We start from the raw sequence: 26,113 nt of genomic DNA on the forward strand, positions 1-26,113 counted from the left end.
ATGGCGTCGCAGGTGCACACCTCGTCGTCGTCACCCGCCACCGCGACCGAGGACGACATACGGGGCCTCCTCGTCGGTCTCTACCGCGACAAGAACGTCCGCAGAGGGTTGCTCGTCGTCCACGCCCAGCCGCGCTGGGACGGCCCGACCGCAATCTCGGTCGAGGACCTCATGGTCCCCGTTCACTGCTGCAGGACGGTTCTCCAACTCCGAGACGTCATCCGGCACCGAAACGACCCGGACACGCCGTGGCGGGTGGTCCTGACCGACCTCCGCGACGACGACATCCCCCACGGCGTCAAAGAGCACTTCAAACCAGTGGGCCGATCACTCGAACTCGACCCCACCCGCACGCTCCTCGGGTTGTTCTCGGCCGCACGGACCGGCGGTCGCGTTCCCCGCAATCGGCAGGACATACGTGGGCTCGTCGCACTGCTCTCCCCGCACCGGGCGTCGCTCGAACCCACCTCGACGCCCGTCCTCACCGCAGATCACCTCTATGCCGAAGTCACCCGTCACGTGCTCGGATTGGCCGAGAACACCCGACTCGCTGACCTGCTCGCCTGGAGTGCAACCCCCGAGGCCACCGAGTCCTGGGACCACGTCGCTGACGAACTGTCCGAACCCACCCGCCAGTCGCTCCTGACGTGGATCTGTCGCGGGCTCACCCTCACCGGATCAAGCATCCGGGCCCTGTGGTCCGCGCGGGGGCCCGGAGCCCTCCTGCCAGCAGGAGTCGTGGCCGAAACCTTGGGCCAGGGCGCCAGCAGCACCGACGGACGGAACCTCGCGGTGCCACGTGCACTCTTCCGCAAGCACGTGGGGCAACCTCAGGATGAGGAGACCCTTCGTGACTGGGGACGAGGCGCAGCCACTGCCATACGGTCGATGCTCGACCACGGCCAGCCGGTGACCGCGGCCCTCGCCGAGGCCAGTCAGCTACTCGACCACGTCGACGACACCTCCGACAGTCCCCTGCTCGCCGCATCCACAATTCTTCCGGGCGGCTTCCAGCGCCGGCTGGACCGGTTCGTCCGCACCCTAGCTCCCGTTTTGGCAGGGGGCGATGACCATCCCGCACTGCACGCCCTGGAGGACATGCGGCAACACGTAGACGCCGGGCGGGCCTACTCCGGCGACATCGACACCGCCGCCGCGCTCCTGCGGTTGCTGAGATGGCACCACACCGCAGCCGACCACGCCGAAGAGTCGATGCGCACCGCGACCATCGAACAAGCGATGCGCGAGTATGCCGCTGAGTTGAGCTGGGTGGACCGGGCCGTCAACACCGCCTGGAGGGGATTCTCCGCCGACCCCAAACCGGATGCTGGACACTCCACCGTGGACCCCGATGCGCTCACCCGCGACGTCACCAACCGCGTGCTCGACACGCGTAAGCGAATTGACCGGGCCTTCGGCGCCTTGGCCGCCAGCAGGCTCGCCGACGGAGCCTCCGCTGGCTCGGCCCTGCTCGTGGAAGACGTCATAGGCAAGGTCATCGAGCCGCTCCACAAGTCCGGACCGGTTTCCGGCGAAGAGCGCAAGCGCCGGCCGCTGCTGGTATTGGTGGTCGACGGGCTCTCGATGGCGGCAGCCCACGGCCTCTCAGAGGACCTCCGCAACCGACACGGCACCGTCTGGCAGCAACTCGATCTGAGCGCCCGCGGCCTCCACGTGGCGGCAACCACACTGCCGTCGGTCACCACCTACTCCCGGACCTCGCTGCTCACCGGCACGCTCATGGCAGGCGGGCAGACCGAGGAGACGCAGGGCTTCGCTGCAGCCCTGCCCGGAGCTCGACTGTTCCACAAGGCCGCACTCGACTCCGGGATCGCAGACCAGGTCCGGCAGACCATCTACGACACCACCCACACTCCGGTCGTCGGGGCCGTCCTCAATACTGTCGACGACGCGTTGGATCGCTCGGACCCCATTGCCGCCACCTGGACCACCCAGCGGATCACCCACATGGACAAGCTCCTGGAGTACGCCCGCGCCGTCGGTCGAGACGTGGTGATCGTGTCCGATCACGGGCACGTGGTGGAACGCAGCCAGATCCCCAAAGCTGATGCGGACACCGCGGTCAGCGCCCGCTGGCGCCCCAGCGACGGACCCCCCGCCGACGACCGGGAACGGGAAGTCTCCGGCACCAGAGTGCTGTCACCCGGCGGATCGGCAATTCTGGCGGTGGACGAGGACCTGCGGTACACGGGGAAGAAGGCGGGCTACCACGGTGGCGCCGCGCCAGCTGAGATCTGCGCTCCCATTTCCGTGCTCGTACAGTCGCTCGACGGGCTCGACGAAGATTCCCTTTTTCCCGCTGCGCTTCCGATGTCGGACCCGTGGCCCGCATGGTGGGACCTCGGCGCACCCGAGCCCGCAATTCGGGGGGCGGACACTGCCGGCGCGAGTCAGCCGGAATGGCCCACGCCGCCGCCGACCTCGACACCCAGTGAACTGCAGAGCTCGCTGTTCGACGATCCCGAGCCGCCGCCCTCGTCCAAGGCGACATCACGCACCAGCGACTTGTACACCTCCCTGGCCAGGAACCGTCAGTTCAGGGACCAGGTCCAGGCGCACAACATCGGGCTCGAACCGCGCGAGTTCGCTGATGCCCTTCGCGCCATCGCCCACAACAATGGGCGGATGCCGATGGCAGGACTCGCCGAACGAGTGGGGCTGAACGCCATCCGTCTGCGGGGCACACTGACCCGCATGCAGAAGGTGGTCAACATTGACGGCATGCCGGTCCTTGAGATCGACGGGAATGATGTCGTCTTCAGCCCCGAGCTTCTCCGCGAACAGTACGGACTCCCATGAGCCTGTCCCCCGCCCGCCGCACCGCCATCGTCGATGCCCTGCGCAAGGGCACTGTGCCCGCCGAAGGCCTCGACCAACTCGCCGTGGGCCTGGATCGCCTGGCCCCGGTGATCGGGGAGGAACTGGACAAGGTGGCCGGCGGCGCAGCGGTCTTCAAGGCCGTCCGCGGCGAATACGGCTCGGGCAAGACGTTCTTCGCACGCTGGATGCAACAGCAGGCCATCGAGCGGGGTTTCGCCGTGGCTGAAGTCCAGATCTCCGAGCTGGAAACCCCGTTGCACAGGCTGGAGACCGTCTACCGGCGATCTTGCGAAGAACTCCGTACCCCCGCGGTATCCCGACAGGCATTCCGGGCGGTGCTCGACGACTGGCTCCTCGGAGTGGAAGACGACGCGGCCTCCTCTGGAGCAGACGGCGCCGAATTGCTCGAAGAGCGACTGCGCTCCGTCGCCGATGCTGCGCCCGTGTTCCCACTCGCTCTGCGCGGGTACCGGGACGCATTGCTCAACGGTGATACCGAGGTTGCCGACGGGCTTGCCGCCTGGCTCGGTGGTCAACGCAACGTCGCCGCGTCGGCCAAACGAGCCGCCGGGGTGAAGGGCGAACTCGACCACTTCCTGGCGATGGGATTCTTTCAGGGACTGCTCCAGGTGCTCGCCGGCTCCGGCCACCGCGGGCTCCTGCTGGTCCTGGATGAGGTCGAGACCCTGCAGCGCATGCGCGGCGACGTTCGCGAGAAGGCCCTCAACGCACTGAGGCAGTGGATCGACGAGCTCGACTCCGGCCGCTACCCCGGGATGTACCTTCTCATCACCGGGACCAGCGCCTTCTTCGAAGGACAACAGGGCATCAAGCGACTGCCTCCGCTCGACCAGCGGATCGGCGTGAAGTTCGACGCCGACCCTCGCTTCGACAACCCCCGGCAACCGCAGATCCGGCTTCAAGCCTTCGACTTCGACCGACTGGTCGAGGTCGGGTCGCGCGTGCGTGACCTCTACGCGGTCGGCCTCGACCCCGCCGTCGCCCAGCGGGTCACCACCCTCGTCGACGACGCCTACCTGCGCGTGCTCGCCGAGTCCGTGGCGGGAAAACTCGGCGGCCAGGTGGGGATCGCACCCCGCCAGTACCTGCGGATGCTCGTCGACTGCCTGGATCGCGTCGAGATGTTCCCGGACTTCCTCCCGCGGCAGCACTTCACGCCCACGCTCGATGCGACCGACCTCAGCCAGAGCGAACGGTCCGCGGTGGCGAGCTCGTCGTCGTCAATCATCGACGACCCCGAGGCCATCGAGCTCTAGATGGACCACCGCGCCCCGCAGGGTTTCCCCGCGCTGCACCCGCTCCTGCAGCACCACGTGGTCAACTCCCTCGGCTGGCCCGGCCTGCGGCCGCTGCAGGAGGAGTCCGTCCGGCCGCTCATCGACGGCGAGGACGCCCTACTGCTCGCGCCGACCGCCGGCGGTAAGACCGAGGCCGCCGTATTCCCCGTACTCACCCGCATGGCCCACGAGGACTGGGCCAGCCTGACCGTCCTGTACGTGACCCCGCTCAAGGCACTGCTCAACAACCTCGCCGTGCGTCTGGTCGACTACACCGCGTGGATGGGCCGCCGCGTCGAGGTGTGGCACGGGGACGTCGGCGAGAGTGCCCGCAGAGCCATCCGCGCCGACCCACCGGACATCCTGCTCACCACACCCGAATCCATTGAGGCGATGCTCGCCTCCACCAAGACCGACCACCGCACGCTGTTCGCGAACCTGCGCACCGTGGTGATCGACGAGGTCCACGCCTTTGCCGGCGACGACCGCGGCTGGCACCTCTCCGCCGTGCTCTCGCGCCTCGAGCACCTGGTCGGGCGGCCGCTGCAGCGGATCGGGATGAGCGCGACCGTCGGCAACCCCGAGGAGCTGCTGCAGTGGTTGCAGGGCGGTGTCGACGGGAGGGCCGGCCGTGTGATCGCGCCTGGCGTCGCCGTGGGTGAGGCGGTCCGGCCTGTCGCCGGTGACGCCGACATCGTCGTAGACGCCGTCGACACCCTCGACTCCGCCGCTGTGTTGCTGTCCAAGCTGTACCGGGGGCAGAAACGGCTCGTCTTTGTGGACAGTCGACGGCAGGCCGAGGAGCTCGCATCGATGCTCCGGGGCTTCGACGTGGACGTGTACCTCTCGCACTCGTCGCTCTCCGCCGAGGAACGGAGGCGGTCCGAGCTGGCCTTTGCCGAAGCGCGCGACTGCGTGATCGTGGCGACTTCAACCCTCGAGCTGGGCATCGACATCGGGGACCTGGACCGGATGATCCAGATCGGTGCCCCGACCACCGTGTCGAGCTTCCTCCAGCGGCTCGGCCGGACCGGACGCCGCGCTGGCACCGTCCGCAACTGCCTGTTCATCGCTACCGAGCCCCGGCACTTGCTCCGGACGCTGGGGCTCCTGCATGCCTGGGGCACGGGATACGTCGAGCCCGTCGTCCCTCCACCGGTCCCGCTGCACCTGGTGGCGCAGCAGATCATGGCGGCGATGCTGCAGGAGGGCGCGCTGCCGCGGTATGGCTGGCAGGACCGGTGGGCGGCCACCCCGCTCATGCATGTGGACACCCTGGAGCGTCCCGCCGAGCTGATCGTCGACTTCCTCGTGGAGCGCGGGTACCTCAACGTCGACGGCGGCGCCATGTTCCTCGGGCCCGATGCTGAGCGGGTGTTTGGCCGCCGACATTTCATGGACCTGCTCACTACCTTCGCGATGCCGCGAGAGTTCACCGTTCTCGCCGGCCGGCAGGAGGTGGGCACCGTGGAGTGGAGGGCTCTCACTAGCGGCGATGGGCCAATTCATCTGCTTCTCGCCGGGCGGTCCTGGAAGGTCACCGACATCAACTGGCCCAGGCACCGGGTGCAGGTGGAGCCCGCCGCGGGCGGCGGCAGAGCACGGTACGGGTTCGGGGGCGCCGACATCGGTCGGCAGGTCGCGCAGGGCATGCGCGCTGTGTTGCTGGGAGAGCTCCCCGAGCAGATTCGGCTCACCGCCCGCGCCCGCGCCGCGCTCGCCGACGATGAGGACCGGTTGCGTCACACGGTGAGCCCACACGGCCCGGTGTGGACCACCACGGACAACGTCCGGAAATGGTGGACCTACGAGGGCAGTGCTGCCAATCGTCGTTACCAAGCGGCGCTCGGGCCGGCCTTGGGCGAAGAGCTGGCTCCGCAGGGAGGGTTGGTCCAGCCCGACGCGATTACCCTGCACGAGGGCATGCCCACCGGGCCTGCAGCGGAGCGGCTCGAGTTCTGGGAGTCCCTACCGGAGAGTGAGCGGCCGCTCCCTGCGGTTCCGCCCACACTGGTGGAAAAACTCAAGTTTTCCGAGGCGCTTCCCGTCGAGTGGGCCATCGAGGTAATTGCAAGACGTGCCACATATCGATGACCGATACCTCGGCGAATCCGCTTAGAGGCCTGCTAACCTGTACGAAACTCGGGGGCTGGAAACGCCCACACGTAACAATAATTCGTAAGGAAAAGCGATGTCGGAAATTCGCAAAGCAGCTAAGGCTCAAACGCAGGTTGAAGGCCAGAGGATTGAGTGGATCTTCGAGCAGTATAATGGCGGTTACTTCAACGTGAACCGTCGCTATCAGCGCAAGCTCGTTTGGTCCCTTTCGCAGAAGGAGTCACTTATTGACTCGATACTGAGGGATATCCCCATCCCCCTTATCTTGCTCGCCAAGTCAGAGCAGGTGGATGGCTCTTACGAAATCATTGACGGTCTCCAGCGGATCAACGCAATAGTCTCCTTTCTTGAGAACAAGTATTCGTTCGACGGAGATTACTTCAACTTGGAAGCGTTGGGCCTGACGAAGTATCTACGCGACAACGGAGAATTGGTTCAGCAAACCCCTATTATGTCTAGAGAGTCATCGCTCCGAGTCGCTCAGTATAAACTCCCAGTCTCCACATATAAAGCAAGCTCTTCGAGCTTGGTCGATGAGACGTTTCGCCGGATTAACTCTTCTGGCAGGAAGCTTGGAATGCAGGAAGTCCGACAAGCCGGGAGCACCAGCCAAATTTCCCACGTGGTGAGAAGAATCTCCGCAGGGATCCGAGGCGATGTGTCGCGCAGCGATTATATTCCACTCTCGGAAATGTCTCAGATTTCGCTCCGCTGGAAAGAGGACTCAGAAGGCGACGGGATCCCAGTCGAGGAGATATTCTGGATTTCGGAAAGGATCTTGCGCCGTGATGACTTGAGGTCTTCTCAAGACGAGCAGCTGGTTTTGGATCTCTTGGTTGACATACTTACCCGCGGAAAGTTTGATACCTCCACCGAGGTGCGGGATAGTGTTTACGACATTGGGTCCGAAGTGGGCCGAGTAGTCGATTCCGAGCTTACGAAATTGTCTGACCCAGATGTTCTTCTTATTCAATTCACTGCTATCTTGCAGCTAATGAGCAAGATTTCCAAACTTGGGGGAAAGTCGTGGACCCAGCACACGGGGAAGTCCACTAACAATCCAGCGGCCCGTTTTTTCTATATCGCATTTCGCGCATTTTATACTCTGATGTATGAGAAGGACCGGGAGGTTTCGAACCTGGCTTACGTCGTGAAGGCGACGGAAGGATATTGGACGGGCCAGAATCTTGATCTAGGAGGCACGTGGAAATCAAGTTCAAGACAAACGCAGGTCCGTAAATTTATCGGCGCTATCCAGGATGGATTTAGTGAGCGGACCTCGCCGGAGATTTCCGTCCATCGCGAGGATTCTGAGAGGCTGAGACAAGATTATCTGCGTTTTGCGTCCGAGAACCGATTTTACGAACTCAAGCAAGGGTTCACCGACCTTTCTGCTTCTGCCCCTAGCGTCCAGCCGTTCAAGACGCGTAAGGAGTTCGTCGAGAAGCTAATTAAGACCAGTGTTGCGATGTCGAATACTGCCCCCGGGGCGACCGGGGTAATATATGTCGGCATATCGGATTCGCATGGAACAACCACAGCGGTGGAGGCGAAGTACGGCGTTAAGCCTATACGTATTGCGGATTCTGCGGAAGGTCTGCCGAACGGCGTAATCGGTATAGACCACGAATTCCGTGTCCTAGGCGTCGACTTGGATACATTGCTCGAGACGATCAAGAATTGGATCCTGGCGACTGACTTAATTCCCGAATCGAACAACGCATTCAAGCGCGCACTGATCAATGGCGTTCGCCCGATTCGTTTGCATTCAGCGGAGGGAGATATCCGCACTGTCATATCTATCCATGCGCCGGCAGTCGATGCGCCAATCCAGTACGACGGGAAGTTCTGGGAGAGAATTGGCTCAAGCAACCATGAGTTCTTGATTGAGGAGCGAGAGATCGAGAATTTGTTCCAGAGGTACGAAGAATTCAAGTACCGTGCGATGTAGGCGGCGCCTTGGCCACTCGTGGAGTGGTGTGGTTTTCGAGGGGCAATAGCCGCAGTCCGTTAGTTGCTCGAGTTCGACGGTCACATGCGCGAACGTCCGCGTGCCCTCGCTGCGCTGGGTTACGCGAGTTCGACGATCTCCATGTACTCCTGGCTCCACAGGTCCTCCGTGCCATCCGGCAGGATGATGACCCGCTCAGGCTCCAACGCCTCCACGGCGCCGGGGTCGTGCGTGACCAGCACGACCGCACCCTCGTACGTCCGTAGAGCATCGAGGACCTGCTCGCGCGAGATCGGGTCCAGGTTGTTCGTGGGCTCGTCGAGCAGCAGCACGTTGGCCGCCGAGGACACCAGTCCGGCCAGCGCCAGACGCGTGCGCTCACCGCCGGAGAGCGTGCCTGTCGGCTGCTCGAGTTGGGGGCCGGTGAACATGAACGCCCCCAGCAGGCTGCGTAGCTCCTGCTCCCCCGCGTCCGGCGCGGCGTGGCGGATGTTTTCCCACACGCTGGCGTCCATGTCCAGGGTGTCGTGCTCCTGGGCGAAGTAGCCGATCTTGAGCCCGTGCCCGGAGACGACGCCGCCCTCGCCGTCGGTGCGTTCCACACCGGCGAGCAGCTTGAGCAGCGTCGTCTTGCCGGCACCGTTGTAGCCCAGCACCACCACGCGGCTGCCCTTGTCGATCGCCAGGTCCACCCCGGCGAACACCTCGAGCGAGCCGTACATCTTGGTCAGGCCCTTGGCGAACAGCGGCGTCTTGCCACAGGCCGCGGGAGTGGGGAACTTGATCCGCGCGGCCTTGTCGGCCACGCGGACCTCGTCGAGATTGTCGATCATGGCGTCGGCACGCCGGATCATCTGCTTGGCGGCGGCCGCCTTGGTGGCCTTGGCGCCCAGCTTGGCGGCCTGCATCTTGAGCTGCGAGGCCTTCTTCTCCGCATTCGCCTTCTCACGTCGGCGCCGGGCCTCGTCCGTGGCGCGCGCGTCGAGATACTTCTTCCACCCCATGTTGTAGGCGTCGATCTCCCCGCGCACGGCGTCGAGGAACCACACCTTGTTCACCACGGCCTCGAGCAGCTCGACATCGTGGGAGATGATGATCAGCCCGCCCTCGTGCTTCTCGAGGAACTGGCGCAGCCAGGTGATGGAGTCGGCGTCGAGGTGGTTGGTGGGCTCGTCGAGCAGCAGCATGGTCTGCGACTTGCCGGCACCGTCGGAGGCGGCGAACAGGATCCGCGCCAGCTCCACGCGGCGGCGCTGACCGCCCGAGAGCGTGCCGAGATTCTGCGTGAGGATCCGGTCCTCGAGGCCCAGGCTGCTGCAGATCCGCGCCGCCTCGCTCTCGGCCTCGTACCCGCCGCGGGCGGAGAACTCGTCCTCGAGCCGGCCGTAGCGGCGCACGGCCTTGTCCATCGCCTTGTCGTCGGGGGCGTCGACCATCTGCTGCTGGGCCGCGGTCATATCGGCCATGAGCACGTCGAGCCCGCGGGCGGAGAGGACGCGGGACCGGGCCAGTTGGTCCATATTGCCCTCGCGCGGGTCCTGCGGCAGGTACCCCAGCTCCCCACTGCGCGTGACCTTCCCGGCGTACGGCTCACCCTCGCCGGCGAGGATCCTCATCGTCGTCGTCTTACCCGCGCCGTTCCGCCCCACCAGGCCGATCCGGTCGCCGGGCTGGACCCGCAACGAGGACCCGTCCATGTGGAGCAGGGTGCGCACGCCGGCGCGCACCTCCAGGTCGTCGATGGTGATCACGTGCGCGGGTACCTCGCTGTAGCTTTCGGGAAACACTCGGCGGCCCGCCCGCTGACGGGTACGGGCCGACCTGCCACTCTACCTGCGGCGCGAGTGAGCCGACGAGTCCGGTGACGTGGGTCTCCGCGAGCAGAGCGACCACGCCGGGTCGGCGTTCGAGCGGATTCTCCCGCCGCGCTTCGTTCGCTGCGGTCTGTGGGCGGCCTTCCAGGCGTCCACTGTGTGCAGCTGCTCCCGGCCCTGGCTCATCGCTCCCGCCCGTGCATTCCCGCCCGGCGCGGCCGCGTCGCGATTCCGCACAGCCGCTCGTCTGCCTGGCGTCTCGCTCCTGCAGATGTCCACGACAGCCCTCCTCGCCCCTCACGATGGCGTCTCGCCCGCGCATCGGGGCAGGCCAGACGCCATCGTGAGGGGCGGCTGCGAAAGCTCAGCCCGCGCGTCGACCGTAGAGGTTCTGCACGCAGCGGCCGAGCCGCCCTCGATCGTCCGAGATCACCGTGTCGGTGAGCACTCCCTGACCGGGCCCGCCGACGGTCTCGCTGTCCAGGTGCACCCAGCCGGGCTCGGGGTCGCGGTGCAGCGAGACCACGAGGTCGCAGTTGACCGCCGGGTGACTCAGCGGATCGCTGGCCAGGGACACGCCGCTGGCGGAGTCGGCCACCACCACGGTGTGCTGCCAGCCGGTCATCCGCTCCCCCTCCACGAGGTCGACGCGCGCCCGGCCCCAGGTCTCCGCGGGCCCGAGCTCGTCGCCGCCGCCGGAGACGAAGGCGAAGTCCACCACGGACAGGTAGCCGTCGGCGTGGGCGAAGCTCATCATCGGTCCGCGTTCGCGTGTGGCGGGCACGGGCGGCCCGTCGTGGGTCCCGACCGTCGGGAAGTCGTCGGGTGTGCGGCGCATGCGCCACCCGCGGGCGACGAGCGCGGGCCGACCGGCCACGGAGGCGCTGGCCTCGAGCAGTTCGACGCTGCGTCCCGGGCGCACGGTGCGGACCTCGATGTCGAGCGGCGCGATGGGAACGGGGCCCAGCACGTCCACCGAGATCCGCGCCAGCCGCAGCGTCGGGTCCGCCTCGAACCTCTCCATCGCCCTCACCAGCAGCGCACTCGGCGGCCCGGCGTGCTGCGATTCGGCGGACCACGGGCCTGCGGTGAGCGCGGTCGACTCGAAGCGACCGTGGTCCATCTGCTGGTAGAACGCGCCGGACATGGGTTCCTCTCGCGCGACGGTAGTGTCGGTCCGTATGAATGCTACGGGTGACGAGTTGTTCGACGTCGCCGTCGTCGGGCTCGGCCCCGCCGGCCGCGCGCTCGCCTCCCGCTGCGCCGCAGACGGTCTCACGGTCCTGGCGCTCGACCCGCGGCCCGACGCGCCGTGGCATCAGACCCTGTCGGTGTGGACCGACCAGGTGCCGCCGTGGCTGCGTCCGAAAGTGTGTGGGATCGACGTGCTCGCGCACCGGGTCTCCTCCCCCGCCCTGTACGCGCCCGGGCGCGCGGTGCTCCACCGCGAGTACGCGGTGCTTGACAACGACGCACTGCGGCGCGCCCTCCCGCTCGGGGCGGGGGTCACCGTGGAGCGGAAGGCGATCGACGACGAGGCACTGCCTGCCCTGACCGCCCGGGCCCACCGCGTGGTGGACTGCCGCGGCGCGGGGGGCCGGCTCAACTCGGGCCCGCTGCAGACGGCCTACGGCATCGTGCTGGACGCCGCCGATGCCGCCCCCGCGCTGGGTGGGGAGGCGGCCCTGTTCATGGACTGGCGCACCGACTACGCGCGTGACGGGAACGACGACGACGAGATCGGCCCCAGCTTCCTGTACGCGATCCCCTTGTCCGCGGATCGGGTTCTGCTGGAGGAGACGTGTCTGGCGGGGCTGCCCGCCCCGGATCCCGCCGTCCTGGCGAGCCGACTGCGCTCGCGCCTGGCGGGCCGGGGGGTGCCCAGCGCGGCGATCGACGACCCGCTATCGGTCGAGCGGGTGCACATCCCGCTCCTGCCGCGGCCGGGCGGGTCCGGGACCCCGCTGGTCGAGGCGTTCGGCACCGCGGGCGGGCACGGACACGCGGCGACGGGGTATTCGGTGGCCGCGATGCTCGCGGCCGTCCCCGCGGCCGTCCTCGCGATCGGGGCCGGCTACCCGCTTCCCGAGCCGCGGTCCCCCCTGAGCACGACCCTTCACGGTGTTGGCCTGCGGGCGCTACTCCGTGCGGACGACCGGACCCTCCGGGCGCTGTTCGCGGCGTTCGGGCGCCTCGACGGCCGCCGCCAGCGGCGGTTCCTCGACGGGGCGAGCCCGTCGTACCAGGTCGCTGCCGCGATGTGGGACATGTGGGTGACCATGCCCGTGCGCGACAAGGCCGGGATGGTGGCCGCGGTCCTGCGGCGCTCTGCCCGCGGTCCCGCGGCTCTGTCAGGCGTCGCGGGACCGAAACCCGTCGAACGTGAGTAACAGGCCGCCCGGGCGGCGAGCGACGCGGAACATCGACGACAGCGCGACCGCGGCCCCCGCAACGCCGAGGAGTTCGAAGGTCTCCTCGATGTACATCAGTGTGAGGTAGAGAGTCGACGACGCGCCGATCTCGCGGTCGACGAGCCCGGTGAGGCTCTCGATCACGAGCGAGCCGGACAGGAAGACCACGGCCGCCGCGATCAACGAGACGGCGACGCGGCGGTGGAGAGCGAGGACCAGCCTGATGAGCAGACCGCCCACGATCAGGGCGATCACGGCGCCGGGGATCACCCAGTTGTAGTAGGTGTCGAACGGCAGGTACGGGGCCAGCCGGTCCCCCACCACGAAGAGCCGCTCGTGGAGGGCGCCCGCCTCGTCCACGGAGGCGGTCACGGCGACCGCGGAGAAGAGCCACCACGACGAGCGGAAACGGGCGGTGGTGACGGCGGCGAGGGCCGCGAAGGCGCCCACGAGGAGCCAGACCGCCGAGGCGAACCACACGGCCGCGTTGCCCTCGGCACCGATGTCGAAGGCGGTCCACAGCAGGTTCCAGACGTGCCACGGCTGATCGCTGCCAGTGGCGTGCACCATGTAGAGCAGGAAACCCGACAGCGGGGCTAGCAGAAGCGACGGGGGGAACACCAGCCACGCCGTCGCCTGGGTGAGGCGGGTTCCTTCGTTGACACGCCCGCCCCCACTCTCGGCCTCAGACCGGTCGCCAACAATGTGATCAGCGGATGCGGACATGTCCCCCAGCGTAAATGTCGGCCGAACGGAACCGTAATCGCCGGCGACGACACGGAGACGCCCGCCCCGTCCGGAACGGGGCGGGCGCTCTAGCGGGCACGCGGATCGCGGCGGCGGCGCCGCGAGGAGGGCTACACGGTGAAGCCGATGGCCCTCAGCTGCTCGCGTCCCTCGTCGGTGATCATCTGGGGTCCCCACGGCGGCATCCAGACCCAGTTGAGCTCGAGCTCGTTGACCAGGTCGGAGCCGATGGTCGCGGAGCGGGCCTGGTCCTCGATCACGTCGGTGAGCGGGCAGGCGGCCGACGTCAGCGTCATGTCGATGCGCGCGATCGTCGAACCCTCCGTCTCGCCGGGGCGGACCCAGATGTCGTAGACCAGACCGAGGTCCACGACGTTGATGCCGAGCTCGGGGTCGACCACGTCACGCATGGCCTCCTCGATGTCGGCGACCAGTGCGAGGTCCTCCTCCGACTGCTCGGGCCGGTTGGGGTCCGGGCGGAACTCCCCGTTGTAGGCGGTGCCCGCGGGCGTGTCGTTCTCGGCGGCCGACATGGGGTCGTCGACCGTCGGATCGTTGGCAGGTGTCATCTGCTCGGTCATGTCACATCACTCCTGATGGTGTTCGGTCTGTCGGCCGAGGGCGTCCTTGAACGCCATCCAGCCCAGCAGGGCGCATTTGACGCGCGCGGGGTACCGCGACACCCCGGCCAGGGCCACCGCGTCGTCGAGGACCTCTTCGTCGCCCTCGTCCTGGCCGCGGGAGGAGATCATCGCCTGGAAGGCGTCGACGACCTCCAGTGACTCCTCGACCCGACGGCCCACCAGGAGGTCGGCCATCATCGAGGTCGACGCCTGGCTGATCGAGCATCCCTGTGCGTCGTAGGACACATCCTCCACCGTGGCCAGATCCTCGGACAAGCGCAACCGCAGCGTCAGCTCGTCACCGCACGTCGGGTTGACGTGGTGCACCTCGGCGCCGAAGGGCTCCCGCAGCCCGCTGTGGTGCGGGTGGCGGTAGTGGTCGAGGATGACCTCCTGGTACATCTGCTCGAGTTTCACTTCAGACCACCCCCGTCGACTCCGAAGAACTCCTGGGCACGGCGCAGGGACCGGGCCAACGTCTCGACCTCGTCGAGCGTGTTGTACAGCGCGAACGATGCCCGCACCGTGGACTGGACGCCGAGACGCCGGTGCAGCGGCCACGCGCAGTGGTGGCCCACCCGCACGGCGACGCCGTCGTCGTCGAGCACCTGGCTCACGTCGTGCGCGTGGATGCCGTCCACGACGAAGGAGACCGCGCCGCCACGGGAGACCATGTTCTCCGGTCCGACGATGCGGACGCCCGGGATCTGCTGCAGCGCCTCGAGCGCGGCCACGGTGAGCGCCTCCTCGTGGCGGGCGATGGTCTCCATCCCCACCGATTCGAGGTAGCGCACGGCCGCGGCCAGGCCGACGGCCTGCGACACCATCGGCACGCCGGCCTCGAACCGCTGCGGCGGCTCGGCGAACGTCGACTCCTCCATCGTGACGGTGGAGATCATCGATCCCCCCGTGAGCACGGGCGGCATCGCGTGGAGCAGCTCGCGACGACCGTAGAGGACGCCGATACCGGTGGGGCCGAGCATCTTGTGTCCGGAGAAGGCGGCGAAGTCGACGCCCAGATCGTGGAAGTTGACGGCCATGTGCGGGACGGACTGGCAGGCGTCCAGCACGACCAGCGCGCCGACCTTCCGGGCCGACTCGACCACGCGGGTCACGTCGGTGACCGCGCCGGTCACGTTGGACTGGTGCGTCACGGCGACGACCTTGACGGCGTCGGTGAGCTCGAGCGAGTCGAGGTCGATACGCCCGTCGTCGGTCACGCCGTACCAGCGCAGGGTCGCGCCGGTGCGCCGGCACAGCTCCTGCCACGGCACCAGGTTCGCGTGGTGCTCGAGCTCGCTGATGACGACCTCGTCGCCGGGGCCGACGGCGTGGTCGCCGAACCGCTGGTCCCCCAGGGCGAACGCCACGAGGTTGAGCCCCTCGGTCGCGTTCTTGGTGAAGACCAGCTCGTCCACGTCGGCCCCGACGAACCGCGCGATGTCCGCGCGGGCGCCCTCGTAGGCGTCCGTGGCCTCCTCCGCGAGCTGGTGCGCGCCACGGTGGACCGCGGCGTTGGAGTGCAGGAGGAAGTCCCGCTCGGCGTCGAGCACCGGGGTCGGGCGCTGCGACGTCGCCCCGGAGTCGAGGTAGACCAGGGGCTTTCCGTCACGGACCGTCCGCGACAGGATCGGGAAATCCGCGCGGACTGCTGTCAGGTCGAGGGTCGAGGTCATGTTCTCCCAGCTGTTCCGATCAGGCGGTGGCGGGCGTCAGGTACTTCTCGTACCCGTTCGCCTCGAGCTCGTCGGCCAGCTCGGCGCCACCGGAGGCGGCGATGCGGCCGTCGACGAACACGTGGACGGTGTCGGGCTTGATGTACTGAAGGATCCGGGTGTAGTGCGTGATGAGCAGGATGCCGCCGTTCTCCTCCGCCTTGTAGCGGTTGACACCCTCGGAGACCACGCGCAGCGCGTCCACGTCGAGGCCGGAGTCGGTCTCGTCGAGCACGGCGATCTTCGGCTTGAGCAGGTCGAGCTGGAGGATCTCGTGGCGCTTCTTCTCGCCACCGGAGAAGCCCTCGTTGACGCTGCGCTCGGAGAACGCGGGGTCGAAGTCGAGGTCGGACATGGCCTCCTTGACCTCCTTGACCCAGTGGCGCAGCTTGGGCGCCTCGCCACGGACCGCGGTGGCCGCGGTGCGCAGGAAGTTGGCGGTGGAGACGCCGGGGATCTCGGTGGGGTACTGCATGGCCAGGAACAGGCCCGCGCGGGCCCGCTCGTCGACCTCCATGGACAGGACGTCCTCGCCGTCCAGGGTCACGGTGCCGCCGGTGACCTCGTACTTGGGGTGGCCGGCGATGACGTAGGCCAGGGTCGACTTGCCGGAGCCGTTCGGACCCATGATGGCGTGGGTCTGCCCGGACTCGATGGTCAGGTCGACGCCCTTGAGGATCTCGACGGTCTCGGGTGAGTCCTCGGTCGCGGCGACGCGGGCCGTCAGGCCCTTGATCTCGAGAGTGGTCATTGGTGTGCTCGCAATCTGTGTGAGAAGTCTTCGGGGGATGATCGGGGGCCTGCGGGCTCGGTCAGATGCCGGAGGACTGCAGCTCCAGCTCGACGGCCTCGGTGACCCGCTCGCGCACCTCGGGCACGCCGATGCGGTTGATCACCTCGCCGAAGAACCCGCGGACGACGAGGCGTCGGGCGACGTCCTCGGGGATGCCCCGCGACATGAGGTAGAACAGGTGCTCCTCGTCGAACCGGCCGACGGCGCTGGCGTGGCCGGCACCGGCGATCTCGCCGGTCTCGATCTCGAGGTTCGGCACCGAGTCGGCGCGGGCGCCGTCGGTGAGCACGAGGTTGCGGTTCATCTCGTACGTGTCGGTGCCCAGTGCCGCCGCCCGGATGAGGACGTCGCCGATCCAGACGGTGTGCGCGTCCGGGAGGTTCGACGAGGCGTCCCCCTGCAGCGCGCCCTTGTACAGGATGCGCGAGGTGCAGTTGGGCACCGAGTGGTCGACCAGCAGGCGATGCTCGAGGTGCTGCCCGTCGTCGGCGTAGTACAGGCCGTTGAGCGTGACCGTGCCGCCGGGCGCGGTGAACCGCGCGAACGGGGAGATACGCACGACCTCGCCGCCGAACGTCACCGTGGTGTAGGTCAGCGTCGCGTCGCGGCCGACCTGCAGGTGGTGCCCGGCCATGTGCAGGGCGTCGTCGTCCCAGTCCTGGATGAGGACGACCTCGAGGTGGGCGGAGTCGCCGACGATGAACTCGACGTTCTCGGCGATCGTGCCGCCACCGCGCTGGTCCACGACGAAGGTCGCGTTGGCGAACGGCTCGAGGCGGACCTGGGTGTGGCCGTAGGCGAGCTGGCCCTCGCCCGGACCGTCGACGGTGACGTACACGGGCTCGTCGAGCACGACCTCCTTGGCCACGGTGATGACCGAGGCCTCGGCGGCCGAACTGAACGCCTGCGCGGCCACGCGGTCGCGGGGGGCCCCGGCTTCGCCGACGCGCTTGTCGTCCATCGCGACGGTCTCGACGGTGAGGCCTTCGCGCTCGCCGACGGACGCCGTCAGGCGACCGGTCGCGGTGACGTTGGAGCCGTCGTGGAGACCGCGCAGACGACGCAGCGGGGTGAACCGCCAGATCTCGTCCTTGTGGCTGGGGACCTCGAACGCGCCCACGTCGTACGAGGTGAACTGGTCACCCTTCGTCGCGTCGACGGGGACGCCGTAGCGATCCGTGAGGGGGGCCGGGGCGGACCCGGTCTCGGGGGTGGTCGTGTCGGTCATGGGGTCAGCCCACCGATCCTTCCATCTGCAGTTCGATCAGGCGGTTGAGCTCGAGCGCGTACTCCATGGGGAGCTCCTTGGCGATCGGCTCGACGAAGCCACGCACGATCATGGCCATCGCCTCCTCTTCGGCCAGCCCGCGGCTCATGAGGTAGAACAGCTGGTCCTGGCTCACCTTGGAGACCGTGGCCTCGTGCCCCAGCGTGACGTCGTCCTCGCGGATGTCGATGTAGGGGTAGGTGTCGGACCGGCTGATGTTGTCCACCAGCAGGGCGTCGCACTCGACGTTGGACTTGGAGCCCTTGGCGCCGGGGTTGATCTGGATCAGCCCGCGGTACGCCGAGCGTCCGCCACCACGCGCCACCGACTTGGAGACGATGTTCGACGAGGTGTTGGGCGCCAGGTGGAGCATCTTGGAGCCGGTGTCCTGGTGCTGGCCCTCGCCGGCGAACGCCACCGAGAGCACCTCGCCCTTGGCGTGCTCACCGGTCAGCCAGACGGCCGGGTACTTCATGGTGACCTTGGAGCCGATGTTGCCGTCGATCCACTCCATGGTCGCGCCCTCTTCGGCGCGGGCGCGCTTGGTCACGAGGTTGTAGACGTTGTTCGACCAGTTCTGGATGGTCGTGTAGCGGCAACGGCCGCCCTTCTTGACGATGATCTCGACCACCGCGGAGTGCAGGGAGTCCGACTTGTAGATCGGCGCCGTGCAGCCCTCGACGTAGTGGACGTAGGCGTCCTCGTCGACGATGATCAGCGTCCGCTCGAACTGGCCCATGTTCTCCGTGTTGATGCGGAAGTAGGCCTGCAGCGGGATGTCCACGTGGACGCCCTTGGGGACGTAGATGAACGAGCCGCCGGACCACACCGCCGTGTTCAGGGCGGAGAACTTGTTGTCACCCGAGGGGATGACCGAGCCGAAGTACTCCTCGAAGAACTCCGGATGCTCCTTGAGCGCGGTGTCGGTGTCCATGAAGATGACACCCTGGCTCTCCAGGTCCTCGCGGATCTGGTGGTAGACCACCTCGGACTCGTACTGCGCGGCCACTCCGGCCACGAGCCGCTGCTTCTCGGCCTCGGGGATGCCGAGCTTGTCGTAGGTGTTCTTGATGTCCTCGGGCAGGTCCTCCCAGCTGGTGGCCTGCTTCTCCGTGGACCGGACGAAGTACTTGATGTTGTCGAAGTCGATCCCGGACAGGTCCGAGCCCCACTTCGGCATCGGCTTCTTGTCGAAGATCTTGAGGGCCTTGAGCCGCTTGTCGAGCATCCACTCGGACTCGTTCTTCTTGGCGGAGATGTCACGCACGACCGCCTCGGACAGGCCTCGCTGCGCGGCGGCACCGGCATCGTCCGAGTCGTGCCAGCCGTAGTTGTACTGGCCGATGGAGGCGATCCGCTCCTCATCGGTGGTCGGCTCGGTGACGTCGGCCGTCACCTGGTCGGGGGTGAGGGTCATCGCACTGTCCTTTCGGCGGTCGGTGCCGACGCGGGTGCGCCGGCCGGTGCGGGGATCGTGGCCGCGAGATCCTCCGCGGTCACGGTCCCTGTCGGGATGTTCGTGGTGCAGGCGCAGTTACCGCCCGCGATGGTCGCGAGACGCTGGACGTGGGTGCCCACTATCTCGGACACCACCTCCTGCTCGGCCTCGCAGAGTTCGGGGAACCGGGAGGCGACGTTCCACACCGGGCAGTGGTGCTGACAGATCTGCAGCCCCGTCCCGGCGTCCTCCACGGAGGACGCGTAGCCCGCCTTCGACAGGGCCACGGCGATGTCGGTCGCGGCGCGCTCGACGTCGTGGGCACCCTCGGCCGGTCGGACGTGTCCGATGACCGAGCGCACCCGCTCGCGGGCGAACTCCGAGACAGCCTCCGCGCCGCCGATGCGACGCAGTGCCGTCATGGCCTCGACCGCCAGGTGATCGTACCCGTGCCGTGCGGTGCTCCGACCCGTGGCCGTCACCTGGAACGCCCTGGCCGGGCGACCGCGGGTTCCCGCCGGACGGGTGCGTGCGGCCTCCACCTCGCCGGCCTCGACGAGGTGGTCCAGATGGCGTCGGACCCCTGCGGCGGTGAGCCCCAGTTCCTGTCCGATCTCGGCCGCGGTCAGCGCTCCGCGCTCCAGCAGGAGTTCCCGGATCGTCGAGCGGGTGTCGGGGCGCGTGCCGCTGTCCATCGCGTGCTGCACGCTCATACGCCACTCCCTTCCGGATATGCTCTGTGCGCCCGGGCGGGGCGCACCTCCTGATATTACGCAACACTTTCGTTTCGGAATTATTCCCCCACCCCCGGGCGCGTCCCTCGGGGCGCCGACATGCCCGACAGGTCCAGGTGGAGGAGGGACGAGACGATGGCACGCGACGTCCCAACACGTGGCGCGGGCTCGGTCACCTCGCGGCTCCACGCGCAGGAGCGGTTCACCGGCTCCCCGCCGTCCGCGGAGATGGCGCGACTGTGGCGCATCCGGCGTATCGGCACCACGGCATCCGTCGCGATGGCGGTGGGAGCCCTCGGCGCGGGCGCGCTGCCGGTGCTGCAGAACCCGATCGCCGGTGAGCGCCTGTTCGGGCTCTGGCTCCGCCTCCAGCAGTCGTCGATGACGGTGGTCATGGCCGGGATGGTCGTCGTCACGCTCTGCTGGCTGCTCCTAGCCCCGTACGTGCTGGGGCGCGATCGCCGGGGCCGGATGAGCGGGCGCATCGACCGGGCGACGCTCGACAGGGTGATCGCCTCGTGGGCGCTCCCGCTGGCCCTCGCGCCCCCGATGTTCAGCAAGGACGTCTACAGCTACCTCGCCCAGGGCGCCATCGGCAACGCGCTGGACGACCCCTACGAGCGCGGACCGGTCTCGGCGCTCGGGACCGGCCACGCGCTCACGATCAACGTCCCCGACATCTGGCGCGACACGCCCAACCAGTACGGCCCGCTCTTCCTGGGCGTGCAGAAGGCCATCCACGGGCTCACGGGCGACGACGTGGTGGCGGGGACCGTCCTGCACCGCGTCGTGGCCGTGCTCGGCATCCTCATGCTGGGCTGGGCGGTGCCGCGACTGGCCGAGTACTGCGGCGTGTCGGACGTGGCGGCGCTGTGGCTGGCGGTCGCCAACCCGCTCGTGCTGTTCCACCTGGTCTCCGGAATCCACTCCGAGTCCCTGATGATGGGCCTCCTGGCCGTCGGCCTGGTACTGGCCCTCCGCGCCGTCGACCACGCGGGCCGCGGGCGCGGCGCGATCCCGCTCTTCGTCCTGGGAACCGTCCTGATCACCGGTTCGGCCCTGGTCAAGCTGCCGACCATCGTCGCCCTGGGCTTCGTCGGCATGGCACTCGCCCGCCGATGGGGCGGCGACTGGCGGGCCACGATCCGGGCGACGGCCGTGATGGTCCTGATCTCGGGCGTCACGACCGGTGTGGCCATGGTCGCCACCTCGTCGGGCCTCGGCTGGGTCACCAAGCTCGGCGCCGCCACCTCGTTGCGGAGCTGGCTCTCCCCGCCGACCGCCCTCGGTGTGCTGGTCGGCGGGATCGGTCAGCACCTCGGGCTGGGCGACCACACCGCGCAGATCCTCGTGATGGTCCAGACCGCGGCCCTCGTGATCGCCGGCGCCTTCACCGTCCGCATGCTCTTCGCGGTCCAGGCCGGACGCATCGATCCGGTGGGTGGGCTCGGCGTCTCGATGGCGGCGATCGTGCTGTGCTTCCCCGTGGTCCATCCCTGGTACATCCTGTGGGCACTCGTCCCCCTCGCGGCGTGGGCGTCACGGTGGGAGTTCCGCGTCCCCGTGGTCGCGGTCAGCGCCGTCCTCGCCTGCTTCACCCTGCCGCCCGGCGCGGGGCTGCCGCCGTTCGTCACCGTCCAGGCGTGGGCGGCGACGGTGGTGATCGTCGCCGCGCTGCTGATCGCCCTCTTCCGGTGGCCGGGGCTGTTGCGGTACCGGTAGCCGGGCGGGCCTACAATCGGCACCCGTGACCTCATCGACGGACTCCCCCGCACTGCACGTCGAGGGACTCGTCAAGAGGTTCGGCGCCACCACCGCGGTCGCGGGACTGGACCTGCGTCTCGACCGCGGTCAGGTCATGGCGTTGCTCGGACCGAACGGCGCCGGCAAGACCACCACGGTCGAGATCTGCGAGGGTTTCGTGCGCCCCGACGCCGGAACGGTCCGCGTCCTCGGCCTCGACCCGCTGACCGACCGCCAGCGGGTACGCAGCCGCATCGGCATGATGCTGCAGGGCGGCGGCGCCTACCCGGCCGCGCGGGTCGGCGAGATGCTCCACCTGGTGGCCTCCTACTACGCCGACCCCCTCGACCCGGACTGGCTCCTGGGCGAGCTCGGCCTCAGCGACCACGTCAGGACCCCCTACCGCCGGCTGTCCGGCGGGCAACAGCAGCGACTGTCCCTGGCGATCGCGGTGGTCGGACGGCCGGAACTGGTGTTCCTCGACGAACCCACCGCCGGGCTCGACGCCCAGTCACGGCGGGCCGTGTGGGACCTCGTCCACGCGCTGCGTCGCGACGGCGCGGCCGTCCTGCTCACCACCCACCTCATGGACGAGGCCGCGTCACTCGCCGACCAGGTGGTGATCGTCGACCACGGACGGCGCGTCGCCTCGGGCAGTCCGGCGGAACTCGAACGCGCCGGGACCGCCGAAGGGGTCACCCTCGTCGTCGACGGCGAGGTGTCCCCGTCCCTGCTCGCGGACGTCCTCGGCGACGAGCACACGGTCGCCGAGGGGACCGCGGCCGGCGTTCTGGAGGTCCACGGCCCCGTCTCCCCCGGCCTCATGACAGCGATGTGCGCCGCGCTCGAGCGGGCCGATGTGCAGCTCACCTCCCTGGCCACCCGCACCAGGAGCCTCGAAGAGGTCTTCCTCGACCTGACCGGACGGGAACTGCGATGACCCACGCCCCCGAAGACGGAAACCGCTTCGCCCCCGGCACGTTCGCCCGGCCGTCCGCCCCGGCGTCCGTCGCCCGGATGGCCGCGGCACAGACCCGCATGGAACTGGCGCTGTTCCTGCGCAACGGCGAGCAACTGCTGGTCGCGCTCGTCATCCCGGTCGCGATCCTGTTCGCCCTCACCGCCGTCGAGTTCGGAGCCGTGCCCGAGCCGCGGATCGACCACGCGATCACCGCGGTGCTCACCATCTCCGTCATGGGGACCGCGTTCACCGGGCAGGCGATCGCCGTCGGCTTCGACCGGCGCTACGGCGCCCTCAAACGTCTGGGCGGCACCCCGCTCCCACCGGCCGTCATCATCGCGGGCAAGATGCTCGCGACCCTGGTGCTGGTGGCCGGGCAGGCCGTCATCCTCGGAGTAATCGCGGCCGTACTCGGATGGCGTCCCGACCTCGCCGGGCTCTCGCTCGGTGCCGTGGCGGTCGCTCTCGGCTCGGTCGCGTTCTCCTCGATGGGGCTGCTCCTCGGGGGCACCCTGCGTGCGGAGATCGTCCTCGCGTTGGCCAACCTCATCTGGTTCGTCCTCATCGGTGGGGCCGGACTCGCGATCGGGGTGGTCGATCTCCCCACCGCGGTCCACGACCTCCTCGTCGTCGTCCCCTCCTACGCGTTGACCACCGCACTGGTCACCGCGACCGGCGGCGGCGTCCCCGCACTGGCCGCGCTGTCCCTGGCCCTGTGGACGGCCGTCTGCGGCGGCTTTGCCGTGCGTCACTTCTCGTTCACCTGATAGCAGAGGCCGGCGCCGCGCGGCCTAGAATCGGGGCCGTGACCTCGACATCGCACGCCCCGACCTCCGGAGCCCCGGCCGCGCCCGCGTCGAAGGGATCCGGCGGTCCGCTCTCCCGGCTGCCGATGCCGTCGCTGCGGGTCCAGAAGGGCATCGCCCTGGCGAACGTGATCGCCCAGATCGGCATCATGACCACCGGCGTCACCGTCCGCGTGACCGCCTCCGGGCTCGGGTGCGAAACCTGGCCGCGCTGCAACCAGGACAGCTTCGTCCCCGTCCCCGGCGCCGGGCCCGCCATCCACCAGGCCATCGAGTTCGGCAACCGACTCCTCACCTTTGTCCTGGTGGCGGTCGCCGCGGCCCTGATCCTCGCGGTCTTCCGGGCGGGGCGACGCACCGAACTGAAGGTGCTCGCCCTCGCCATGCCGCTGGGCATCGTCGCGCAGGCGGTCATCGGCGGCATCACCGTGCTCGCCGGGCTGGTGTGGTGGACCGTCGCGCTGCACCTCCTGCCGTCCATGCTCCTGGCCTGGGTGGCGGCGGTACTGTACGTCCGGATCGGAGAAGACGACACCGCCCCGCCCAGGCGCGTGATGCCCCGGCCGCTCGCCTGGCTCACGGCACTGTCGGCGGTCCTGCTCGCCGGCGTCCTCGCGACCGGGACCATGGTCACCGGCGCCGGCCCCCACGCCGGGGATGCCCGGATCGAGGCCGCCGACCGCCTGCAGCTGCCCATCCAGTGGCTCGTCCACTTCCACGCCGAGCTGATGATCGGCTACGTCTGCCTGCTCATCGGCCTGCTCGCCGGACTCATCGCGTTGCGGACCGAGGGGCCCGCGATCCGGCGCTGTGCGATTCTCATCGGGCTCATCGCCGCGCAGGCGGTCATCGGCATCACCCAGTACCAGCTCGGCGTCCCGGAGGTCCTCGTCGTGGCGCACGTGACACTGGCCGGCGCGATCACCGCCGTGACCGGCGCCCTGTGGGCCGCCGGGGTCATCCGCGACCGGATCCCCGCGTCCGCCGCACGCTGACCGACCCCGGAGTGGGCGTCGGAGCGGGCGGGCGCCGGTCGACGCCCGCGCCCCGAACCCCCTGAAACGCCGGAATCCGCTACCCCGATTCTGGATCCGCTACCCCTGTACGGGTAGCGGATCTGCGGGTGGAGTAGCAGATTCTCGCGTTCCGGCGCCGGGCCCGGGAGCGGGTCCGGCGCCCGAGCGGTCAGACCAGGGCGCCCGATCCCGCCATGCGCTTCCAGTGCCCGGCCGGGACATCGGTGCGCGACACGAGCTCGCGGGTCCAGTCCGAGCCGGTGAGGCCGGAGATTCCGTCGCGGACCGCCTCGGCCTCGGACAGCGAGTCCACCATCGTGTCCCCGAGGACGCCGTCGGCACCCACGAGGGTGATACGGACGCCGCGACGACCGACCGGCTGGAGGACGACGTCCGCCGACCCGCCGTGGCGCGCCAGGAACTTCTCCACGAACTTGGCGGTCTTGGCCGGAGGCGTCGGACCCGCGGGAACCGGCGCGGCCTCGATCTTCTCGGCCGGGGCCTTCTCGGTCTTGTCTGCCGCGGCCTTGTCTGCCGGGGTCTTGCCGGCGGGCTTGTCCGATGCCGCGGCGGGCGTGCCCTGCTTCTCGGCCGGCTCCTCCGCCGGGGGCACCGCGGCGGGCTGCGACGCGGCGGGGGCGTCCGCCGGGCGATCGGCGGCCGACGGCGCGTCGGACTTCTTCGCGTCAGTGGTGGGCTCCGCGGTCTGCTTCGCGGCGGCCGCGCCGCCACCGAGCGTGAGGCCACCGGACTTGCCTCCGCCGGGGGCCTTCGCCTTGGACCCGCCGCCGAGCGTCAGGCCGCCGGACGCGCCGCCGCCCGGTGCCTTCGCACCGGAACCGCCACCCAGGGTGAGACCGCCGGACTTCTTCTCGGCCGGCGCAGCGGTGTCGGGGGCCTTCTCCTCTGCGACGGGCGCAGCGGTGTCGGCGGCCTCGCTCTTCGGCTCGTTCTTCGCTTCGGCCTGCCCGGACGCCGGAGCCGGGGCGGACTCCCCCGCCGCGGTGGACTTCTCCGGGGTGCCGGCGGCTCCCGCCGCGGCGGCGGCGGCGCCGCCCCCGAGCACGAGCTTGGCGGCCGAACCGCCGCCGGGGGCCTTGGCCTTGGACCCGCCACCGAGCTTGAGGCCGCCACCGGACGCGGGAGCGCCGGTCGCCGGCTTCGGCGAGTCGGGCGCCGCGTCCTGCGCCTCGGGCGCGGCGTCGGCCTTCGTATCAGGAGCGGTGTCGGTCTTCGCCGCGGGCGCTGCCGGAGCAGCGTCCGCCTCGGTGGCCGAGGTGGACGACGCCGCCGGCGCAGACTCGGTGGAAGTGGGCTCGGACGCGGAGGGCGCCGGGGCAGAACCGCCACCGAGCTCCGTGATGCGCGAGCCGTGCAGGGTCGACGCACCGCCGCCCGGGGCGCGCGGGGCGCGACGGCCGAGAGAGATACCGCCGCCCGCACCGCCCCCGCCGGCTGCGGCGGGGGCCGGGCTCGGCTTCTCCTGGGTCCCGGCCTTCGCGGCCGGCTCCGTCGCCTCCGGCGCGTCCTGGACGGTGGAGGCCTGCTCGTCCGCCCCGGATCCGGACGACTCGGCCTTCGCCGCCGCGGGGGTCGCCGTCGTCTCCTGAGCGTCCGTCGACGACTGGACGGGCTCGGATGCCGTATCGGATCCCGTCGTGGTGATCTCGGACCTGCCGGTGGCCCGGACTCGCGGCCCCCCGGCGTACTGGGAAAGGATCTGCAGGCTCATGGGGCGTAGCCTATCGCCTCCCCCGCCGTGGATCGGTCGGCACTCCCGCGTTGCCCCGAACCGCTGACGGCGCTCCGGCTGCGGCGGGCCGCGCCCTACCGGATA

General features: G+C 69.0%; 20 protein-coding genes. 9 read left to right on the top strand and 11 right to left on the bottom strand.

What is annotated here, in order from left to right:
* The 4 genes from pglZ to KHA85_RS00310 all read left to right on the top strand — a co-directional run bounded on the left by pglZ (position 1) and on the right by KHA85_RS00310 (position 8,208).
* Entirely contained in the window at positions 1-2,820 is a 2,820-nt protein-coding gene (gene pglZ / locus KHA85_RS00295) for a BREX-2 system phosphatase PglZ (protein WP_236884945.1), read from the top strand.
* The gene (gene brxD, locus KHA85_RS00300; RefSeq protein ID WP_213184398.1) at positions 2,817-4,118 is read left to right on the top strand and encodes a BREX system ATP-binding protein BrxD; all 1,302 of its coding nucleotides are present in this window, start codon (positions 2,817-2,819) and stop codon (positions 4,116-4,118) included. The genes pglZ and brxD overlap by 4 nt, the downstream gene beginning before the upstream one ends.
* A complete protein-coding gene (locus KHA85_RS00305; RefSeq protein ID WP_213184399.1) occupies positions 4,119-6,233 on the top strand; it encodes a DEAD/DEAH box helicase in 2,115 nt (704 codons plus the stop codon).
* 97 nt (positions 6,234-6,330) lie between these two features.
* A complete protein-coding gene (locus KHA85_RS00310) occupies positions 6,331-8,208 on the top strand; it encodes a DUF262 domain-containing protein (RefSeq protein ID WP_213184400.1) in 1,878 nt (625 codons plus the stop codon).
* 119 nt (positions 8,209-8,327) lie between these two features.
* Here the strand turns inward: KHA85_RS00310 and KHA85_RS00315 are convergent, their stop codons facing one another.
* Both KHA85_RS00315 and KHA85_RS00320 read right to left on the bottom strand, forming a co-directional pair.
* Positions 8,328-9,959: an ABC-F family ATP-binding cassette domain-containing protein gene (locus tag KHA85_RS00315; RefSeq protein WP_213184401.1), complete on the bottom strand. Its 1,632-nt coding sequence runs from the start codon at positions 9,957-9,959 to the stop codon at positions 8,328-8,330.
* Between the two features lie 427 nt (positions 9,960-10,386).
* The gene (locus KHA85_RS00320; RefSeq protein WP_213184402.1) at positions 10,387-11,169 is read right to left on the bottom strand and encodes a thioesterase family protein; all 783 of its coding nucleotides are present in this window, start codon (positions 11,167-11,169) and stop codon (positions 10,387-10,389) included.
* Between the two features lie 34 nt (positions 11,170-11,203).
* Here KHA85_RS00320 and KHA85_RS00325 point away from each other — a divergent pair, with 34 nt between their 5' ends.
* On the top strand, positions 11,204-12,412 hold the full coding sequence (locus KHA85_RS00325) for a lycopene cyclase family protein (RefSeq protein WP_213184403.1): 1,209 nt from the start codon (positions 11,204-11,206) through the stop codon (positions 12,410-12,412).
* Here KHA85_RS00325 and KHA85_RS00330 read toward each other — a convergent pair.
* From KHA85_RS00330 to KHA85_RS00365, 8 genes are all read right to left on the bottom strand, one after another.
* The gene (locus tag KHA85_RS00330; protein WP_236884923.1) at positions 12,374-13,159 is read right to left on the bottom strand and encodes a DUF8692 domain-containing protein; all 786 of its coding nucleotides are present in this window, start codon (positions 13,157-13,159) and stop codon (positions 12,374-12,376) included. The two genes, KHA85_RS00325 and KHA85_RS00330, sit on opposite strands and share 39 nt — an antisense overlap.
* 131 nt (positions 13,160-13,290) lie before the next feature.
* Positions 13,291-13,761 carry a metal-sulfur cluster assembly factor gene (locus KHA85_RS00335; protein ID WP_007626475.1) on the bottom strand — a complete coding sequence of 157 codons (471 nt, stop codon included), beginning with the start codon at positions 13,759-13,761 and terminating at the stop codon, positions 13,291-13,293.
* A gap of 6 nt (positions 13,762-13,767) precedes the next feature.
* Complete coding sequence (gene sufU, locus KHA85_RS00340) at positions 13,768-14,220, bottom strand: Fe-S cluster assembly sulfur transfer protein SufU (protein WP_063935169.1); 453 nt, start codon at positions 14,218-14,220, stop codon at positions 13,768-13,770.
* Entirely contained in the window at positions 14,217-15,479 is a 1,263-nt protein-coding gene (locus KHA85_RS00345; RefSeq protein WP_063973583.1) for a cysteine desulfurase, read from the bottom strand. Before KHA85_RS00345 ends, sufU begins: the two co-directional genes overlap by 4 nt.
* Before the next feature lie 19 nt (positions 15,480-15,498).
* Positions 15,499-16,269 carry a Fe-S cluster assembly ATPase SufC gene (sufC, locus tag KHA85_RS00350; RefSeq protein ID WP_007626481.1) on the bottom strand — a complete coding sequence of 257 codons (771 nt, stop codon included), beginning with the start codon at positions 16,267-16,269 and terminating at the stop codon, positions 15,499-15,501.
* A 61-nt stretch (positions 16,270-16,330) separates the two neighbouring features.
* Positions 16,331-17,539, bottom strand: a complete 1,209-nt coding sequence (gene sufD, locus KHA85_RS00355; RefSeq protein WP_007626483.1) for a Fe-S cluster assembly protein SufD — start codon at positions 17,537-17,539, stop codon at positions 16,331-16,333.
* Positions 17,540-17,543: 4 nt separating this feature from the next.
* Positions 17,544-18,995 (bottom strand): Fe-S cluster assembly protein SufB, encoded by a 1,452-nt coding sequence (gene sufB, locus KHA85_RS00360; RefSeq protein ID WP_061915168.1) that lies wholly within the window; start codon positions 18,993-18,995, stop codon positions 17,544-17,546.
* The gene (locus KHA85_RS00365; protein WP_061915172.1) at positions 18,992-19,729 is read right to left on the bottom strand and encodes a helix-turn-helix transcriptional regulator; all 738 of its coding nucleotides are present in this window, start codon (positions 19,727-19,729) and stop codon (positions 18,992-18,994) included. Before KHA85_RS00365 ends, sufB begins: the two co-directional genes overlap by 4 nt.
* Before the next feature lie 156 nt (positions 19,730-19,885).
* Here KHA85_RS00365 and mptB point away from each other — a divergent pair, with 156 nt between their 5' ends.
* Genes mptB through KHA85_RS00385 form a run of 4 tightly spaced genes read left to right on the top strand, consistent with a single transcriptional unit; the run spans position 19,886 to position 24,255 of the window.
* Complete coding sequence (gene mptB / locus KHA85_RS00370; protein ID WP_213184404.1) at positions 19,886-21,472, top strand: polyprenol phosphomannose-dependent alpha 1,6 mannosyltransferase MptB; 1,587 nt, start codon at positions 19,886-19,888, stop codon at positions 21,470-21,472.
* Between the two features lie 25 nt (positions 21,473-21,497).
* Entirely contained in the window at positions 21,498-22,433 is a 936-nt protein-coding gene (locus KHA85_RS00375; protein WP_061915178.1) for an ABC transporter ATP-binding protein, read from the top strand.
* Positions 22,430-23,221, top strand: coding sequence for an ABC transporter permease (locus KHA85_RS00380; RefSeq protein WP_063973577.1), 792 nt, complete (start codon positions 22,430-22,432; stop codon positions 23,219-23,221). Before KHA85_RS00375 ends, KHA85_RS00380 begins: the two co-directional genes overlap by 4 nt.
* A gap of 38 nt (positions 23,222-23,259) precedes the next feature.
* Positions 23,260-24,255, top strand: a complete 996-nt coding sequence (locus KHA85_RS00385) for a COX15/CtaA family protein (RefSeq protein ID WP_007626499.1) — start codon at positions 23,260-23,262, stop codon at positions 24,253-24,255.
* A gap of 190 nt (positions 24,256-24,445) precedes the next feature.
* Here KHA85_RS00385 and KHA85_RS18225 read toward each other — a convergent pair whose 3' ends face one another.
* Entirely contained in the window at positions 24,446-26,008 is a 1,563-nt protein-coding gene (locus KHA85_RS18225) for a hypothetical protein (protein ID WP_272875059.1), read from the bottom strand.
* Positions 26,009-26,113: the final 105 nt, after the last annotated feature.

This window comes from Dietzia massiliensis, from assembly GCF_018390595.1.
Classification (GTDB): Bacteria; Actinomycetota; Actinomycetes; order Mycobacteriales; family Mycobacteriaceae; genus Dietzia; species Dietzia massiliensis.